This is a genomic window from Nocardia wallacei (genome assembly GCF_029868745.1).
Classification (GTDB): Bacteria; Actinomycetota; Actinomycetes; order Mycobacteriales; family Mycobacteriaceae; genus Nocardia; species Nocardia wallacei_B.
In genome coordinates, this window is the sequence record NZ_JARWOP010000255.1 from 24,448 (window position 1) to 40,614 (window position 16,167).

A 16,167-nucleotide genomic window follows, 5' to 3' on the forward strand; every position below is an offset into this window, starting at 1 on the left:
CAGGATGACGGTCATGGTTCGTCGCCGGAGACGGTGTCGGCTGTCCGGCGCCGCCATCGCCTGTGCCGCACTGGTCATCGGTGTGGCCGGTTCGGCAGCTCCGGGTATGGCCGACCCTCCGCCCCCGCATCAACCGCCCGCCGAGTCCGGTTCGGCCGAGGGGCCGCAGCCCCGGGCGGAGAAGTCGCCTCCCCTGGAAGCGGCGATCGACCACGTCGAGTCCCTCTCCGATCGGCTGGTCGAGGTATCGGTGCGCTCGCCCGCGATGGGCCGGACGGTGGAGGTGCAGGTGCTGCTGCCCACCGACCGCAGCCGACCGCGCCCCACCCTCTACATGCTCGACGGCCGCAGCGCGAGTAACGACTACAACAACTGGATCGAACGCGGCCACGCCCTGCGGTTCTTCGACGACAAACAGGTCAACGTGGTCTTCACGCTCGGCGGCCCGGCCGGCTACTACACCGACTGGCAGCAGACGGACCCGGTCCTGGGCACCAACAAGTGGGAAACCTTTCTCACCCGCGAGCTGCCGCCGCTGATCGACGCGAAGTTCGACGGCAACGGCAGCAACGCCGTCGAGGGCGTATCGATGGGCGCCGAGGCCGCGATGATGCTGGTCATGCGCAATACCCGGCTGTACCGCGCGGTCGCCGCTCACAGTGGCTGCTACGCCATGGGTTCCGATCTCGGGCAGGCGCAGGCGCGGGCCGTGGTGCGCACCTACGGCGGCGACCCGGACAACATGTTCGGCAACCAGGACGACCCCGACTGGCTGGCGCACGATGTGATGGTGAACGCGGAAGGGCTACGCGGCGAGACGATCTACCTGTCGTCGGGCAGCGGTCTGCCCGGCCCGCACGACAGCTCCGCCAACCCCGACTCGACCACCTCGGTCGCCTTCGGTGGACCGCTCGAGGCCGCGGCCAACGCCTGCACGATGGCGCTGGCCGACCGGTTGTCCCGCATGCAGATCCCGGCCACCGTGAACCTCAACCCGGTGGGGACGCACTCCTGGCCGTACTGGGCGGATGAGTTGCCCAAGGCGTGGCCGACGCTCGCCAAGGCGCTGGGCACACACTGACCCGGTCTGAACGGACACAATCCGTCGGCAACCGGCGGATTTCGCCGCGCCGAGGCGGATTGTGTCCGCTGAGGCCGGTCCTCATTGAGTACGGCCACCGTCGCCCCTCCGGCGCCGACGGCTCACCTGGGCGGGTGTGGTCCCCTCAGCCCAGAAAACGGCCGGTGACCTCTGAATTCGTAGCGAAGGCCAAGAACAGGTCGTTTTCGTGCGGATCGCCCGCCGTCACTCGGACGCCGTCGGTTCCGTAGGGCCGCACCAGCACTCCCGCCGCGGCGCTCGCCTCGCCGAACTCCGCACTGCGCTCGCCCAGCGGCAGCCACACGAAATTCGCCTCGCTCGGCGGCACGGTGTAGCCCGCTGACCGCAGCGCGTCACCCATCCGATCCCGTTCGGCCGCAACATGATCGGTGCGGTCCAGCAGTTCGTGCCGGGCCTCCAGAGAGGCGATCGCGGCCGCCTGCGCCAGCCGATTCACGCTGAACGGGATGTGCACCTTGAGCAGCGCGGTGATGACCTCCGGATCGCCCACCGCATAGCCGACCCGCAGCCCGGCCAGCCCGTACGCCTTCGAGAAGGTCCGCAGCACCAGCACGTTCGGCCGATCGCGGCCGATCTCCACGCCGTCGGGATGATCGTCGGCGGGCAGCCGCAGATATTCGTAGTAAGCCTCGTCGAGCACGACCAGGACGTGGCCGGGCACGGCGTCGAGGAACCGGATCAACTCGGCGCGCCCGTGGGCCGTGCCGGTGGGATTGTTCGGGTTGCAGACGAAGATCAGCCTGGTGTGCTCGGTGACGGCCGCGGCCATCGCGTCCAGGTCGTGGGCGTAGCCGCCGGTCAGCGGCACCTGCACCGCCCGAGCGTTGCCCACCTGGGTGACGATCGGATAAGCCTCGAACGAGCGCCACGCGAACAGCACCTCGTCGGTCGGCGCGGCACAGGTGATCTGCACCAATTCCTGGCACAGAGCGACGCTGCCGCAACCGACCGCCACCCGCGACACGTCCACATCGTGGAACTCGGCGATGGCCGCGCGAAGTTCGCCGGCCATGTTGTCCGGGTACCGGTTGGCGAGTTCGACCGCCTCCGCGATGGCCTTGGCAACGGTCGGCAGCGGGCCGTGGGTGGTTTCGTTGCTGGCCAACTTCACCGCACCGGGACGGCTGCGGCCGGGTGCGTAGGCGGGGATGGACTCCAGGTCCGGACGAATACGAGCGCTCACCTCACCACACTAGAACTTGCCGGACCGGCTCGGTCGCGGTGGCGGCCCGGCCGGAAATTATTCGGGTGAGTCCGCCTCACATGCGAGTTCTCCCGAAGTTTCCGAAGCCGAACTACCCTGGTTTCATGTCGGGCATTTATCGAGACATCGCAGCGCCGCGCGACGGCGCCGTGGCGGCCCGGGTGCCGATCACCGTGCTCGAGCCGGAGGGGCATGCGCGCGGCGCGATCGTTGTGCTGCACGAATCCCGGGAGTTCGCGGATGCGTTGCTGGAGCTGATGCGGTCGCTGTCCAGCGAGGGCTGGATCGTCGTGGCGCCCAATCTGTTCCACCGCAACGGCAGCACCGACGCGGTGTTCGGCGACGAACTGTTCGACGACTTCGACGCGTGTTACGACTGGCTCGTCGGCCGCGGGGTGTTCGGCGACTGCATCGGGGTCCTCGGCTTCGATTCGGCGGGCACCGCCGCCTGCCTGGTGGCGACCAACCGGCCGATCGGCGCCGCCGTCAGCGTGGCCGCCCCCGGAATCACCGTCCCCCTCGACGATCGGGCCGACGCGCTGGTCCGGGCCGCCCCGCAACTGCAGGCCCCATGGCTGGGCCTGTACGGCACGGACGATCCCGCCACCCCGGCCGACCAACTCGAGTCCCTGCGCGAGGCCGCCGCCCGAGCCGCCGTCGCCACCCTCCTGGTGAGTTACCCCGGCCTGCACCACCGTCCCGACCACCCCGGCTTCGACGCCGCCGACTCCGAAGATGCCGACATCCTGCTCGACGCCCAGTCCCGAATCTTCGACTGGTTCGACAGCCACCTACGCTAGCCCCACCTGACCAGCCGTTTTGCGTCCCGAGCGGTACCTCTGTACTCTTTGCTCTCGGCGGTTCGAAAGGACCGGGCCCCTCGAACGAGAAGGCTCCAGGAGGCGTGCCAGAGCGGCCGAATGGGACTCACTGCTAATGAGTTGTCCCTTCACGGGGACCGGAGGTTCAAATCCTCTCGCCTCCGCCACGCCCGGCCAGCCGGGTCATAACTGAACACACGATGTCATTGGACATCACCTGCGCCCGTAGCTCAACGGATAGAGCATCTGACTACGGATCAGAAGGTTGGGAGTTCGAGTCTCTCCGGGCGCGCATCAATCCCCTGACACACATTGTGTGTCAGGGGATTTCTCTTTGCCTACGTTTCACGATGTTTCGGCTCGGGTGAATTCCCAGATTACGTCTGTGCCGATTTCTGCAGGAGCCAAGGGGTCGCGAGGTGGGGTGCGGCGGGCTATTTCGGTGAAGCCGAGGCGGTGGGGAACGCCGGCGCTCGCGGTGTTGGCGGCGTCGTGCCAGATTTGGACGCGGTCGATGGCGGGGAGCGTGAAGGCGGCGGTGATGAGGGCTGCGGCGGATTCGGTGGCGTAGCCGCGGCCGGTGTGGGCGGGGTGTAGCCAGTAGCCGATTTCGAGGGCGCCCGGGCCGATTCGGTTTTCGAGGCCGCAGGCGCCGATCATGGTGTCGGAGACGAGGATCGCGTAGGAAAAGGAGTCACCGGAGAGCCAGTTCTGGTCGGCTCGGGTGAGGTACTCCGCGATTGCCGCGCGGGGGTGTTCGCCCTCGGGGGATACCCAGCCCATCCATGGGCGGAGGTGGGTGAGGGACTCGTTGATGAGGCGGTACAGGGTGTCTTCGTCGGTGCGGCGGACCCGGCGTAGCTGTACGCGTCCGTGGGTGAGGGTTTCGGCCGGGTAGGTCATGCGGCCCATGGTCGTCATGGGCGCGACGGTGGGCAAGCCGATTTCGCGGGGAGTCGGATACCCCGTTCCGGAACTCGAGTAACGTTCTCCCGCAGGCCCGGCACGGTAGTGGCGGGCTTGCCGGGGTCGGGCGGCGAAAGGAGAGCTGTGACGGGCGCGCTGATGGTCGGGCTGTTCGCCGGTATCGGCGGACTGGAGCTCGGCCTGAGCGCGCACGGGTGGCGGACCGAATTGCTGTGCGAGATCGATCCGGGTGCGCAGGCGGTGCTGGCGGCGCGGTTTCCCGAGGTCGAGTTGCATGCGGACGTGACGCGGTTGCGGTCGCTGCCGTCCGGGACCGATCTGGTCGCCGCCGGGTTTCCCTGTCAGGACCTGTCGCAGGCCGGGCGGACCGCCGGGATTACCGGTGCGCGTTCGGGTTTGGTGGATCAGGTGTTCCGGTTGGTGCGGCGCAAGCGGGGGCCGCGCTGGTTGCTGATCGAGAATGTGCCGTTCATGCTGCAACTCGATCGCGGGCAGGCGATGCGGCACATCACCGCCGCGCTGGAAGAACTCGGCTACACCTGGGCGTATCGGGTGGTGGATGCCCGAGCGTTCGGATTGCCACAGCGGCGACAGCGGGTGCTGATGCTGGCCTCGCGCACCGAGGATCCGCGCCCGGTGCTGTTCGGCACCGACGCGGGGCCGCGGATGATCGGTGACGCGGATGTCGATCCGTGCGGCTTCTATTGGACCGAGGGGGTGCGTGGGCTCGGCTGGGCGGTGAACGCCGTACCTACTCTCAAGGGGGGATCCGGGCTGGGGATCGCCAGCCCGCCCGCGGTGCGGTTGCCGTCCGGCGAGATCGTCACGCCCGGCCTCGCGGATGCCGAACGCCTGCAAGGCTTTTCGCCCGGTTGGACGGATGCGGCGCTGGCCGCCCCGGGCGTGCGGCAGGGTCACCGGTGGAAGCTGGTCGGCAATGCGGTCAGCGTGCGGATGGCGTCGTGGGCGGGGGCGCGATTGGCCGATCCGGTGGTCCACGTGGTCCCCGACGAACTGCCGCTGCCGAGTCACCGCTGGCCCGCGGCGGCCTGGGGACACGCCGGAACCGTGCATCGCGTGGCCGTCTCGACCTGGCCGGTGCACGAACCGTACGAGGACCTCCGCTGGTTCCTCGAAGATGCCCGCCTGCTGTCGGCCCGCGCCACCGCGGGCTTCCTCCGCCGCGCCGCCCGCGGCAATCTCCGCTTCCCACCCGGATTCCTGGGCGATGTGGAGAACCATCTGCTCAGAATGGGTGGATTCCCACCGGTCGCAGGCGAATTCACCGACTTGTCCACACTCGCCGAGACCCGTGTGACGGCCCGCTGACGGGAGCACAGCATGTGGAAAGGCAGTACATCGCAATACCCTTGGGCATCGTGACCGCAGGACGCCCCACGACCGACGCGCAAACCAGTGCGCGGATGTCCCGCCAGCGCCGGGTCGGTACCAAACCCGAAACCGAGCTGCGCAAGGAGCTACATCGGCGTGGGTGCCGGTTCTTCGTGGACCGGGCACCGGTGCGTGGCCTGCGGCGACGGGCGGACCTGGTGTTCCCGCGTCGGAAGGTGGCCGTCTATGTCGACGGCTGTTTCTGGCATTGCTGCCCGGAGCATGCCACCTATCCGAAGAACAATGCGCAGTGGTGGGCGGACAAACTCGCGGGCAATGTCGCGCGGGACCGCGACACCGATGCGCGGCTGGCGGATGCGGGCTGGCTGGTGGTGCGGGTGTGGGAGCACGAGCCGGCCGCGGTGGCGGCCGACCGAGTGCAGGCGGCGCTGTCGGGTCGATAGGTCATGATGGAGCGGTAGGGCGGCAACCCGTCCGACCAGTCCGTAGTCGGGCCGACGGACCAACGAAACGAGGGCGATGGCGCAGACCGAACACTCGCGCTCCGCGGCGGCCGTGCTGGAACGGGATCGGCCGGTGTCTCGGCGGCCGCGGGCCCTGCGCTGGTGCATTGCCGCGGCGATCGCGGTGGCGGGCGTCTGCTACTCCTCGTGGGTCCTGGAATTCGTGCTGCCGGTCGGCCTGGACCCGGTCGACTCGTTCCTCAGCGAACTCGACGCCGACGGCCGCCCCTACGGCTGGGTCTTCTCCACAGCCGACACGATCGCGGGCAGTCTGGCGCTGGCGGCCGCACTCGGCGGGCTGTTCGCATTCTCGCGCCGCCGGTTGTCGACGGTCGGATGGGTGGCGTTGGGTTGCTTCGGCGCGTCCACCATCGCGGACGCGCAGTGGCCGATCGAACCGTGCGCCGAATCGTGCGACAACGGCTTGTTCCCGCAGTTGCACCAGGTGCACGCGCTCACCAGCACGCTCGCCGTGACCTCGATCTTCGTGGCCATGATCGCGTTCAGCGCGGCCGCGTTCCGGTACCGGCGCTGGCCGATCCTGCGGCATTCGGGCCTGTGGATAGTTGTGCTGGGGACGGCGGCGACGGCCTGGATGTTGATCGCCGACAACCTGACCGGCGATTACGCGCTCGGCATCGCCCAGCGCATCCAGGTGGGGTCGATGTCGCTGTGGCTGGTGGCGCTGGCGGTGCAGGTCGGGCTGGTCAGCGGCGGCGGACGCGCACGGCGACCAGCGAGCGCGGTGCCGCCGACGCGACGGCACCCGACACGGCCATAGCTCCCAGGACGGCCAGCGCGCCGGCTCCGACGATGATCTCCATGAGGATGTGCATAACTCCACCGTGACACCGCCGCCTGTCAGCGGTCCGTGTGCTGTGTGGGTAAATCCTGAGAATCACCCGACGGTCACGGTCACCTCGGCCGTCTCGGTGCGCGCGGGCAGTTTGCCGGTGTCGATCCGCAGGATCTCGCCACTGTCCTGCGCCCCGTTCGGCAGGATCTTGGGTCGCAGCCCGAACGGTGGGGCGTCGCCCGTGCTGCCGGCCAGGCCGAAGTCGCTGTCGTCGGCGATGTAGAGGGTCCTGCCGCCGTCGGTGGTGGCGACGCCCTCGATCTTGTCGTGGCCGAAGAAGCCGCCGTCGGCGGCCAGCCCGGCCACCAGGCCCGACAGGTCGAGGTTCGAACGCTTCGCGACCGGTGTGATCGCGGCCCGCCGCAGCGCCGCCACGCCGTCTGCGGTGGGCACGGCGCCGACGTAGGTCTCCAGCGGCTTGTCTCCGACGAGCAGACCGAGGTTCGGGTCGTAGCGCGTGCCGGGCACCGCGGCCTGCGGACCGACGTCGGTGGCCCCGGCCAGATCGATGGTCCACAGCTTCTTGTCCGACTTCGGCGCGAGTTTGCCGTCACGCTCGTCGACGAGGAAGGTGGTGGCGCTCAACGCGGTGATATCGGAGACGGCCAGCTGACTCTTCGGATTCTCCAGCGGATAGACGAACTCGCGGACCGCCTTGGATTTCAGGTCGACGGTGACGATGCGGGTCATCGGGACTACGCGGGCCGAGGTGAGACCCGGTGTGCGCAAACCACTTTGGATGATGGCGACGAGCGTGCCGCCGTCCGGTGTGACGGTGAGTCCTTCCATCCCCTGATTGGGGGTGCGTAGCGAAAGTTCCTTCGGCAGGCCGCTGCCCGGGGCGAGGCGCTCGATCTCGGTACCGGCGGCGTCGAAATGCACCAGGAACGGGCCGTATTCGTCGGAGATCCAGAAGGTTCCGTCGGGCAGTGCTACCAGACCCTCGGGATCCAGGCCGTGATCGGTCGGGGCCAGGGGCCGGCCGTCGAGGTCGCGGATTGTCTCGCCGGTCGAGGCCGACGAATCGACTCCTCCGTTGAACGCCACGCCCGCACGGTTTTTCAGTTCCAGGGTCGATTCCAATTCGGCGCGCGTGCCGGTCAGTTTGAACTTACCGATCTTCGGAACGAAATCCGGTGTGGGTGTGAGCTTTTCATCCTTCGCGGGACCATCCACGTTGGGGCCGCGGTCGGTCAGTCCGTAGAACTCGTCGGCCGATCCCGGAACCGGTGTGAGCGCCGACCCGAAACCACTGCCCTGCACCGTCGTGCCACCGAATTGTCCCAAGGTCGGAATGTCGGTGGTGTACAGCCGCACGGCATCGGTGGTGGTGACGGAGAGCGTGTCCGAGCCGGTGAAACCCGCGTCGGGGGTGTAGATCACCGCGCCGTCGGGACGATGTTCGATCCGCCCGTGCGCCGGGTCGGCGATCGCGACGGCCGCGCTGCCGCCGGTGCGCGCGAGGAGATCGTCCGGGGAGATGACCAGCGGCCGGTCCTTCCCCGTGGCGAAGCCCGGCTGATCGGACGAGCAGGCGGCCAGGCACAAGGCGGCGGCCAGCATGGCGGCTCGGAGACAACTGCTGGTTCTCATCGGTGATGCCTATCGCGACCAGGCGACGACCACTTGTCTCGCATCTGAACAGTTACCTTTCGGCGATCGATATGGTGCGGCGCGCCGCCGCCGCGATGAGTAGTGTCGCATCCGTGACCAGCGATGCCCCCGAACTGAGCGAGCATCTGTCCCTGCTCGGCACGGTCGACACGGCGACCGCCCGCCTGCTCGGCGCGGTGGAGAAACTGACCGACGACGACCTGCCTGGACCGTCGCTGTGCGCCGGCTGGACCCGCGCACACGTGCTCGCGCATCTGGCACGCAATGCCGACAGCCTGGTGAATCTGCTGCTGTGGGCCCGCACCGGAATCGAAACACCGCAGTACGCAAGCCAATTCCTGCGCGACTCCGATATCGAGATGGGCGCGCGGCGGCCGCTGGCGGAGCAGATCGACGACCTGCGCGCCGCCTCCGACCGCTGGCTGGCGCTGGCCCGTGCCATGCCCGCCGACCGCTGGCCCACCCCGGTGCGCACCCGCACCGGAAAAGAACTGCCCGCCACGGCAATTCCGTGGCTGCGCCTGCGCGAGGCCGAGATCCACCACGTCGACCTCGACATCGGCTATCGGCCCGCCGACTGGCCCGAGGAGTTCGTCGCACGGTTGCTGCCCGAGGTGGTGCACGGGTTGGACCGCGCGGCCACGCCCAGCCTGCCGCCGGGCGCGAAGCCCATGACATCGGATCCGGCGGAGCCCAAGCCGCCCAGTTTCACCGTGACCACCACCGACACCGGCTACACGGCCACCGTCGGGACCTCGCCCACGACCGAGGTCACCGGTCCGGCCGCCGCCGTCGCCGCCTGGCTCATCGGGCGGTCCGACGGCGCCGATCTCACCGGCGACCTCCCGGCGCTGCCCGACTGGCTGTAGGAATCACAGTCGTCGCTCGTCCGAGCAGGTGAATTCGCGCACGTCGGCGTCGATGATCTGCTCGGACAGATCGCCCGGACCCGCGCCGCGGAAGGACTCCACGGCCTCGCGCGAGGTCCAGCGCTCGTACACGGTGACACGATCGGGCTCCACGAGGTCCGCGCCCAGGGCATAGTCCAGGCAACCCGGGGTGGTCCGCGCGGTCTCGATCACCGCGCGGCAGCTGTCGAGATAGCGATCGCGGTCGAGGACGCGCAGGTATCCGGCGACTATCAGCACGTCGTGCAGCATAGGCCGGGTCTCGGGCCCGCCGCGAGCAGCTTCCGGACCGGACGAGTCCGCCGAAAACCTGTGGCGTGCCCGTGCCCGGTGCTGGCAACCTGGAGGGTCGTACCCCGGCGCGAGCTGTGCGGCGGCCGCTGTGTGGGGCGGGAGAATCTTGCGAACGACGAAGGGGGAGAAGCTGTGTCCGTCGTCTTGGCGGGGGCCTCGTCCGATACGGAGGCCGACATTACCGGATCGAGTGCGCCGGTCGAAAACTCGCATTCGGGTCCAATGCGGCGGCTGTGGCCCGATTTCCGCCCGTACCGCCGCGCGCTCTACGCCAGCGCGCTGCTGCCGGGTCTCGGCATGCTGTGCGATCTGCTGGTGCCGGTGCTGACCGCGCACATCGTCGACGGGCCCGTCGCCCGCCGCGATTTCGACGGGATCTGGGGCCCGGTGCTGCTGGTGGCGGTGCTGTCGCTGCTCAGCACCATGACGTCGTGGCTGCGGCGATGGATCATCGCCCATCCCGCCGCGCAGCTGGAAGTCGGCTTGCGCGCCAGGCTGTTTCGGCGACTACAAGTGCTGTCCGTCGGCGTGCACGACGGCATGGAATCGGGGCAGCTGACCTCCCGCGCCATCACCGACATGTCCACGCTGCGCCGGTTTTTCGCGTTCGTGGCGCCGACGCTGGTCGCGCTGTCGATGACATTGGCCGCCGGGGTGCTGATCCTGTTCGCGTTCGCCTGGCAGATCGGTCTGGTCGAATTGCTGATCGCGGTGCCGCTGGTGCTGCTGGCGCTGCGATTCGAGCAGGAGTACGGCCGCGCGTCGCGGCGCGCCCAGGACCAGTCCGGCGATCTGGCCACCACGGTGGAGGAGTCGGCGCAGGGCATCCGGGTGCTCAAGGCCTTCGGCCGCGGTCTGTGGTTCGGTGGCCGGTTCCGGCGGCAGGCCCGCGAATTGCAGCGGCTGGAGTTGGACAAGGTGCGGCTGGCCGCCCGGCTGTGGACGGCGCTGAACACGCTGTCGACGCTGAGTATCGCGGCGGCGCTGGCCATCGGCGGGTTCCTGCTCACGACGCACACGATGACGCTCGGCACCCTGGTCGCGGGCATCACCCTGGCCACCTACCTGCAATGGCCGATCATGGGGATCGGGTTCGTGCTGGCCGAGATGAACCAGGCCCGCACCGCGGCGGAGCGGTACTGGGAGATCATCGACACTCCGGTGGAGATCGCCGATCCCGTGCGGCCGGTGCCGGCGCCGCGGCCACTGCGCGGTGAATTGTGCTTCGAGAGTGTGCGTTTCCGCTTCCCGGACGCCGAACACGATCTGCTGCACGATGTTTCGCTGCGGATACGACCGGGTGAGACGGTCGCGATCGTCGGCGCTACGGGAAGCGGCAAGTCGGCTCTGCTGGGGCTGGCGCCGCGGCTGTTCGATGTCTCCGCCGGTGCGGTCACCGTCGACGGCGTCGACATCCGCTCGCTGCGCCTGGCGGACCTGCGCTCGATGGTGTCGGTCGCGTTCGAGGAACCGGTGCTGTTCTCGGCGAGTGTGCGGGAGAACATCACCCTCGGGTATCCGGACGCCACCGTCGCGCAGGTTCGCGCCGCGCTCGAGGTCGCCTGTGCCACCGAGCTCGTGGACAACCTGCCCTGGGGTCTGCGCACGCGCATCGGCGAGCAGGGGCTGAGCCTGTCCGGCGGACAGCGGCAGCGTCTGGCGCTCGCCCGCGCGGTGCTGGACCGGCAGCGGCACAGCGACGGGCACATCGTCGTGCTCGATGATCCGCTGTCGGCCTTGGACGTCACCACCGAGGAAGTGGTGCAGGCCCGTCTGCACGCCGCTCTCGCCGGGGCGACCGTGCTGCTCGTCGCCCACCGCCCCTCCACCGCCGCCTGGGCCGACCGCGTCGCGGTGCTCGACGGTGGCCGCATCATCGCCGACGGCCCGCACGAACGCCTGCTGGAAACCTGCCCGCGCTACCGCGAGCTTATGGGCGGGGTGGTTGAGGGTGGTCGCGCAACAGGGGAGACCGGGGAGACCTGGGAGACGGGGGAGGCCGGGGAGGCCGGGGAGGCCGGCGGCGATCGTGTTCCCGAAGGCATTGGTTCGCAAACGATTTCAGTGGACAGGAGGTGACGAAGATGCCGGAAAGCTCCTTCCCGGAACGAAACTCCTCGGCGCATCTAGCCGAGTCCGCACCTTCGGTCGAGTCGGCACCTGAGCAGGCTATGCCCTCCGGCTCGGTCGTGTTCCCGACCGGCTCGCCCCGGCCCCCGGCTGACCCGGCCGCATTTCCGCCCGCGATGTCGCTGCCCTCGACCGCGACTATCACCGAACCGGAAGCACCCGAGGCCGAGTGGCGTGGTGTCGCCGCGGAGGAGACCGAGGCTTCCGATGCCGTGAATCTCGCGTTGGCGGCGCGGCAGCGGCGGTTGCTGTGGTCGCTGGTGCGGCCGTATCGATTGTGGGCGCTGGCGGCGCTCGTGCTGGTCGTGGTGGACAACGCCGCCATGGTGTCGGCGCCGCTGTTCATCGCGCACGGGCTGGATGCCGGTGTGCGCCCGGCGATGTCGGGGGACTGGGGGCCGCTGTTGCTGGCCGTCGGCGGGGTGGCCGGGTGCGCGGTACTGGGTGGTGTGACGACGTTCCTGTTCGTGCGCATCTCGGGTCGGCTGAGTCAGCAGGTGCTGTTCGATCTGCGGATGCGGGTGTTCGCCCACGTGCAACGGCTGTCGGTCGCCTTTCACGAGAACTACACCTCGGGCAAGATCGTCGCCCGGCTCACCAGCGATCTGGAGTCGCTGGAGGACCTGCTCGACCGCGCCCTCAACGATGCCCTGAGCGCCGTGCTGTCGGTCGCGACGATCGCGGTGATCCTGCTGTGGCTGGACATTCCGCTCGCCTTGGTGGTGCTGGCCGGGTTCGTCCCGCTCGTCTACGTGACCCGCTGGGCGCAGCGGCGGCAGCGGGCGGGATACCGGCGCACCCGCAGCGCCATCGCCAAGGTCGTCGTCCATTTCGTGGAGGTCATGGGCGGGATTCGCGCGGTGCAGGCCTTCCGCCGCGAGGACCGCAACCAGACCATCCTGGGAACCGAGGACGACGAGTACCGCGCCGCGAATGCCGGGGCACTGCGCGGCATGGCCGGCTACATCGGCCTGGTGCGGTTGATCAGCAACGGGACCACCGTGGTGATTCTGGTGGTGGGCGCGTGGCGAGTCATTCACGGCCACGTCGAGATCGGCGTGCTGGCGGCCTTCCTGCTGTACCTGCGGCAGTTCTACGGACCGCTGGACGAATTGGCCCAGGTGTTCAACTCCTACCAATCCGCGGCCGCGGCGCTGGAACGCATCTCCGGGGTGCTCGAGGAGCGGCCGACCGTGGCCGAACCGCGCACGCCGCACCCGCTCGGCCGGGCGCGCGGCGAATTGTCGCTCGATGACGTCCACTTCGAATACCCGGCGCGAAATGCTCAGGACGACGGGGAGGTGGCGGAAAATTTCGCGAAAAAGCCCGTCCTGCCGAAATTCTCGTTGCGAATTCCGGCGGGACAGGTGATAGCGCTGGTGGGTGCCACGGGTGCCGGGAAATCGACGCTCGCCAAACTCGTCGCGCGTTTCTACGATCCCTCCGGCGGTACCGTCCGGCTGGACGGCGTGGATCTGCGCGAGGTGTCCGATGTCGACCTGCGCCGCAATATCGCCATGGTGACCCAGGAGTCGTACCTGTTCTCCGGCTCGGTGGCCGACAATATCCGGCTGGGCAAGCCCGACGCTTCCGACGCCGAGGTGCATGCCGCGGCCCGCGCGGTCGGGTTCTACGACTTCGCGATGTCGCTGCCGGAGGGTTTCGACACCGATGTGCGCAAGCGCGGTGGGCGGTTGTCCGCGGGGCAGCGTCAGCTGGTCGCGTTCGCGCGAGTGTTCCTGGCCGACCCGGCGGTGATCGTGCTAGACGAGGCCACTTCGAGCCTGGACATTCCGGGCGAGCGGCAGGTCCAGCACGCCCTGGAAACCGTGCTCCGCGACCGCACGGCCGTCATCATCGCGCATCGCCTGTCCACCGTGGCCATCGCCGACCGGGTGCTGGTGCTGGAGTCCGGCCGCATCGTCGAGGACGGCTCCCCGGCCGAACTGACAGCTACCACCGGGCGTTTCGCTTCCTTGCACACGGCCTGGCAGGAGTCGCTGGTGTGAACCCGAGGTTCGGGCGGCGCGCGGCACCTACGGCGCGCGGGGGACGGGTGACTCGTCACTTACGGTAGAGAGGTGAGCAATCCAGCCCAGGGCAATTCGGCGGCCGCCCAGGCGAGCGGCGAACGTGTGGACGCGGCAGCGACGGTATCGCGCTGGCCCGCGATGCTCACCTGGCGGTCGCACAATGCCTCTCGCATGGAGTCGGTGCGGGTGATCCTCACCGGCAACCGGATTCGCGCCTCCGGCCGGATCATCGCCGGCGACTCCGACGAGCACCCCGCGTTCAGCGCCTCCTACGACCTGGTCACCGATGAGAGCGGGGTGACGAAACGCCTGTCGCTGCGCAGCACGGTGGCCGCGGGCGAGCGGCACGCCTCCATCGCCCGCGACGAGGAGAACTACTGGCTGATCGACGCGGGCGGGACCCACGTGCGCTCGACCTTCGGCGGGGCGCTGGACGTCGACGTGGTGCTCAGCCCGTTCTTCAACACTCTGCCGATCCGCCGCTACGGTCTCGCTCAGGCCGCCGAGGACGTCCAGGTACCCGTCGTCTACGTGCGCCTGCCGGATCTGCTCGTGCAGGAGGCGAGTCTCACCTACTCCAGCGGCGCCGACGGCATTCACGTCCTCTCCCCGGTCTCGAGTGCGACCGTGACCGTCGATCCCGACGGGCTCGTGTTGGACTATCCGGGGCTTGCGGAACGCATCTGATTCTCCGGGCGCTGCCGGGACTTCTCCGGACGCCGCCGGGACTCGGGTTGTCCAGGGGACAAAATGTGTACAGCCTCCCCGGCGGCTTGTGGCCCAGGGTCCAGGGCGGAGTGCCGCCGATGTCAGCGCACTGTCCAGGTCGTGTCGATCAGGAAAGCGTGCGGAGGACGCCGCCGCGTTGGCCCGCGTCGCGCAGCTGCTCGAGCCAGTCGTGGTCGCCGGGGCGGATACCGGTGATTTCCCAGCGTTCGAGGGTGTCGTAGCGGTTGCGTTCGGTGTATCCGGCGTCGACGAGTTCGCCCAGGGCGCCGGTGGCGGACAGGTTGTCGCGGGCGGCGGTGAGTAGTCGCAGGGTGTCGTCGAGGGCGTCCAAGAGGGCGGCGGAATTCGGCTCGCAGATGGCCCGCACGAGGTCGGGGGCGGTGGCCGCGACTCGGGTGCCGTCGCGGAAGGAGCCTGCGGCCAGGCCCAGCGCGAGGTCGCCGCCGCCCGCTCCGGCCACCGCGAGCGCCTCGGCGAGCACGTGCGGCAGATGCGAGATCCGTGCCACCGCGCGGTCGTGTTCCTCGGCGCGGACCGGGACCAGATACGCGCCGCAGTCCAGCGCCAGCCGGGCGACCCGCGTCCACGGGTCGGCGTGCGTGCCGGTATCGACGCCGATCGCCCAGGCCGCGCCCTGGAATAGGTCGGGACTCGATGCCGCCCAACCCGATTCGGAGGTACCGGCCATCGGGTGCCCGCCGACGTAGCGCGCTCCCAACTCGTGTTCGCGCACGGCGGCGGCGACCGGACCCTTCACGCTCACCACATCGGTGAGCGCGCAATCGGGCGCGAACTGTTTCACATCGGACAGGATCGGGGCGAGGGCCGGCATCGGCACGCCCACCACCAGCAGCGCGTCGGCCGCGGCGGCCCGGGAAAGGACGGCTTCGATATTGCCGTCGACGTCGAATCCGTCCGCTCGGGCGGCCCGCACACCGGCCTCCGAACGGTTGTATCCCCAGGCCGGATAACCCGCGGCGACGGCGGCGCGCAGCACCGATCCGCCGATCAATCCCGTGCCCAACACGCATACGGCTGATTTTCGGTCGCCTGTCACCGGATCAGATTCGCATACGACTTCAACATTTCCGCCCAAGCGGACTACCGTTGCGGCCATGGCAGCACAGCGCTCGAGCACGAACAGGGCGGCGTCGGACGATTACGAAGACGTCGAAGGGTTCGCAGTGGCGGTTGTCCGCGAAGAAAGCACCTGGCGATGCAGCCCGCTGTCCCCCGCGGCACTCAACAGTTTGACGGCGGCCGAACACGAACTGCGCGCACTGCGCAGTACCGGAGCGGTGTTCGGATTGCTCGATGTCGACGACGAATTCTTCATCGTTTTGCGGCCCGCGCCGACCGGCAGCCGGCTGTTGCTCTCGGATGCCACGGCCGCGATCGACTACGACATCGCCGCGGACGTCCTCGAGACTTTGAATGTCGAGATTCCGGATATCGATCCCGATGAACTCGACGACGTCGAGCCGTGGGAGGAAGGCGATCTCGGTGTGCTCGCCGACCTGGGCCTGCCCGAACCGGTGCTGAGCGTGATCCTCGCCGAGACCGACCTGTACCCGGACGAGCAGCTCGGAATGATCGCCCAGCGCCTCGGTTTCGCCAACGAGCTGTCGGCGGTGCTGGACAAGCTGCCCCGCTGAACCGTGTCGGACACCAG

15 protein-coding genes and 2 tRNA genes are annotated in these 16,167 nt (G+C 69.0%); 12 read left to right on the plus strand and 5 right to left on the minus strand.

Features of this window, described 5'->3' with window-relative positions; all coding sequences use genetic code 11:
- The first annotated feature begins 13 nt into the window (after positions 1-13).
- A complete protein-coding gene (locus QH470_RS22790) occupies positions 14-1,081 on the plus strand; it encodes an alpha/beta hydrolase (protein WP_280274387.1) in 1,068 nt (355 codons plus the stop codon).
- Between the two features lie 145 nt (positions 1,082-1,226).
- Here the strand turns inward: QH470_RS22790 and hisC are convergent, their stop codons facing one another.
- Complete coding sequence (gene hisC / locus QH470_RS22795) at positions 1,227-2,306, minus strand: histidinol-phosphate transaminase (protein WP_280274388.1); 1,080 nt, start codon at positions 2,304-2,306, stop codon at positions 1,227-1,229.
- A 125-nt stretch (positions 2,307-2,431) separates the two neighbouring features.
- On the opposite strand from hisC, the gene QH470_RS22800 reads away from it, so the two are divergent.
- The 3 genes from QH470_RS22800 (at position 2,432) to QH470_RS22810 (ending at position 3,440) form a co-directional block, all read left to right on the plus strand.
- Entirely contained in the window at positions 2,432-3,127 is a 696-nt protein-coding gene (locus tag QH470_RS22800) for a dienelactone hydrolase family protein (protein ID WP_280274389.1), read from the plus strand.
- Positions 3,128-3,225: 98 nt separating this feature from the next.
- A tRNA-Ser gene (locus QH470_RS22805) sits at positions 3,226-3,315 on the plus strand.
- Positions 3,316-3,367: 52 nt separating this feature from the next.
- A tRNA-Arg gene (locus tag QH470_RS22810) sits at positions 3,368-3,440 on the plus strand.
- A gap of 53 nt (positions 3,441-3,493) precedes the next feature.
- On the opposite strand, the gene QH470_RS22815 is transcribed toward QH470_RS22810, so the two are convergent.
- Complete coding sequence (locus QH470_RS22815; RefSeq protein ID WP_280274390.1) at positions 3,494-4,069, minus strand: GNAT family N-acetyltransferase; 576 nt, start codon at positions 4,067-4,069, stop codon at positions 3,494-3,496.
- A 144-nt stretch (positions 4,070-4,213) separates the two neighbouring features.
- Between QH470_RS22815 and QH470_RS22820 the strand changes: the two genes are divergently transcribed.
- From QH470_RS22820 to QH470_RS22830, 3 genes are all read left to right on the plus strand, one after another.
- The gene (locus tag QH470_RS22820) at positions 4,214-5,404 is read left to right on the plus strand and encodes a DNA cytosine methyltransferase (protein ID WP_280274448.1); all 1,191 of its coding nucleotides are present in this window, start codon (positions 4,214-4,216) and stop codon (positions 5,402-5,404) included.
- Between the two features lie 50 nt (positions 5,405-5,454).
- Complete coding sequence (locus tag QH470_RS22825; protein ID WP_280274391.1) at positions 5,455-5,871, plus strand: very short patch repair endonuclease; 417 nt, start codon at positions 5,455-5,457, stop codon at positions 5,869-5,871.
- Positions 5,872-5,947: 76 nt separating this feature from the next.
- The gene (locus QH470_RS22830; protein WP_280274392.1) at positions 5,948-6,712 is read left to right on the plus strand and encodes a DUF998 domain-containing protein; all 765 of its coding nucleotides are present in this window, start codon (positions 5,948-5,950) and stop codon (positions 6,710-6,712) included.
- Between the two features lie 117 nt (positions 6,713-6,829).
- Here QH470_RS22830 and QH470_RS22835 read toward each other — a convergent pair whose 3' ends face one another.
- Positions 6,830-8,380, minus strand: a complete 1,551-nt coding sequence (locus tag QH470_RS22835; RefSeq protein WP_280274393.1) for an esterase-like activity of phytase family protein — start codon at positions 8,378-8,380, stop codon at positions 6,830-6,832.
- A gap of 113 nt (positions 8,381-8,493) precedes the next feature.
- Here QH470_RS22835 and QH470_RS22840 point away from each other — a divergent pair, with 113 nt between their 5' ends.
- A complete protein-coding gene (locus QH470_RS22840; RefSeq protein ID WP_280274394.1) occupies positions 8,494-9,270 on the plus strand; it encodes a maleylpyruvate isomerase family mycothiol-dependent enzyme in 777 nt (258 codons plus the stop codon).
- A gap of 3 nt (positions 9,271-9,273) precedes the next feature.
- Here QH470_RS22840 and QH470_RS22845 read toward each other — a convergent pair whose 3' ends face one another.
- Complete coding sequence (locus QH470_RS22845) at positions 9,274-9,561, minus strand: putative quinol monooxygenase (protein WP_342228459.1); 288 nt, start codon at positions 9,559-9,561, stop codon at positions 9,274-9,276.
- A 174-nt stretch (positions 9,562-9,735) separates the two neighbouring features.
- On the opposite strand from QH470_RS22845, the gene QH470_RS22850 reads away from it, so the two are divergent.
- The 3 genes from QH470_RS22850 to QH470_RS22860 all read left to right on the plus strand — a co-directional run bounded on the left by QH470_RS22850 (position 9,736) and on the right by QH470_RS22860 (position 14,453).
- Complete coding sequence (locus QH470_RS22850; RefSeq protein WP_280274395.1) at positions 9,736-11,682, plus strand: ABC transporter ATP-binding protein; 1,947 nt, start codon at positions 9,736-9,738, stop codon at positions 11,680-11,682.
- A gap of 167 nt (positions 11,683-11,849) precedes the next feature.
- Positions 11,850-13,742 carry an ABC transporter ATP-binding protein gene (locus QH470_RS22855; RefSeq protein ID WP_280274396.1) on the plus strand — a complete coding sequence of 631 codons (1,893 nt, stop codon included), beginning with the start codon at positions 11,850-11,852 and terminating at the stop codon, positions 13,740-13,742.
- Between the two features lie 162 nt (positions 13,743-13,904).
- Positions 13,905-14,453 carry a putative glycolipid-binding domain-containing protein gene (locus QH470_RS22860; RefSeq protein WP_280274450.1) on the plus strand — a complete coding sequence of 183 codons (549 nt, stop codon included), beginning with the start codon at positions 13,905-13,907 and terminating at the stop codon, positions 14,451-14,453.
- A gap of 148 nt (positions 14,454-14,601) precedes the next feature.
- Here QH470_RS22860 and QH470_RS22865 read toward each other — a convergent pair whose 3' ends face one another.
- Positions 14,602-15,552, minus strand: coding sequence for a prephenate dehydrogenase (locus tag QH470_RS22865; protein WP_280274397.1), 951 nt, complete (start codon positions 15,550-15,552; stop codon positions 14,602-14,604).
- A gap of 58 nt (positions 15,553-15,610) precedes the next feature.
- Between QH470_RS22865 and QH470_RS22870 the strand changes: the two genes are divergently transcribed.
- Positions 15,611-16,150 carry a tRNA adenosine deaminase-associated protein gene (locus tag QH470_RS22870; protein WP_187686144.1) on the plus strand — a complete coding sequence of 180 codons (540 nt, stop codon included), beginning with the start codon at positions 15,611-15,613 and terminating at the stop codon, positions 16,148-16,150.
- Positions 16,151-16,167: the final 17 nt, after the last annotated feature.

Bases quoted from the DNA above. Each gene is read 5' to 3' on its own strand.
- QH470_RS22790 (WP_280274387.1), top strand. From the start codon at position 14: ATGGTTCGTCGCCGGAGACGGTGTCGGCTGTCCGGCGCCGCCATCGCC.
- QH470_RS22800 (WP_280274389.1), top strand. From the start codon at position 2,432: ATGTCGGGCATTTATCGAGACATCGCAGCGCCGCGCGACGGCGCCGTG.
- QH470_RS22815 (WP_280274390.1), bottom strand. From the start codon at position 4,069: ATGACGACCATGGGCCGCATGACCTACCCGGCCGAAACCCTCACCCAC.
- QH470_RS22820 (WP_280274448.1), top strand. From the start codon at position 4,214: ATGGTCGGGCTGTTCGCCGGTATCGGCGGACTGGAGCTCGGCCTGAGC.
- QH470_RS22830 (WP_280274392.1), top strand. From the start codon at position 5,948: ATGGCGCAGACCGAACACTCGCGCTCCGCGGCGGCCGTGCTGGAACGG.
- QH470_RS22835 (WP_280274393.1), bottom strand. From the start codon at position 8,380: ATGAGAACCAGCAGTTGTCTCCGAGCCGCCATGCTGGCCGCCGCCTTG.
- QH470_RS22845 (WP_342228459.1), bottom strand. From the start codon at position 9,561: ATGCTGCACGACGTGCTGATAGTCGCCGGATACCTGCGCGTCCTCGAC.
- QH470_RS22855 (WP_280274396.1), top strand. From the start codon at position 11,850: ATGTCGCTGCCCTCGACCGCGACTATCACCGAACCGGAAGCACCCGAG.
- QH470_RS22860 (WP_280274450.1), top strand. From the start codon at position 13,905: ATGCTCACCTGGCGGTCGCACAATGCCTCTCGCATGGAGTCGGTGCGG.
- QH470_RS22870 (WP_187686144.1), top strand. From the start codon at position 15,611: ATGGCAGCACAGCGCTCGAGCACGAACAGGGCGGCGTCGGACGATTAC.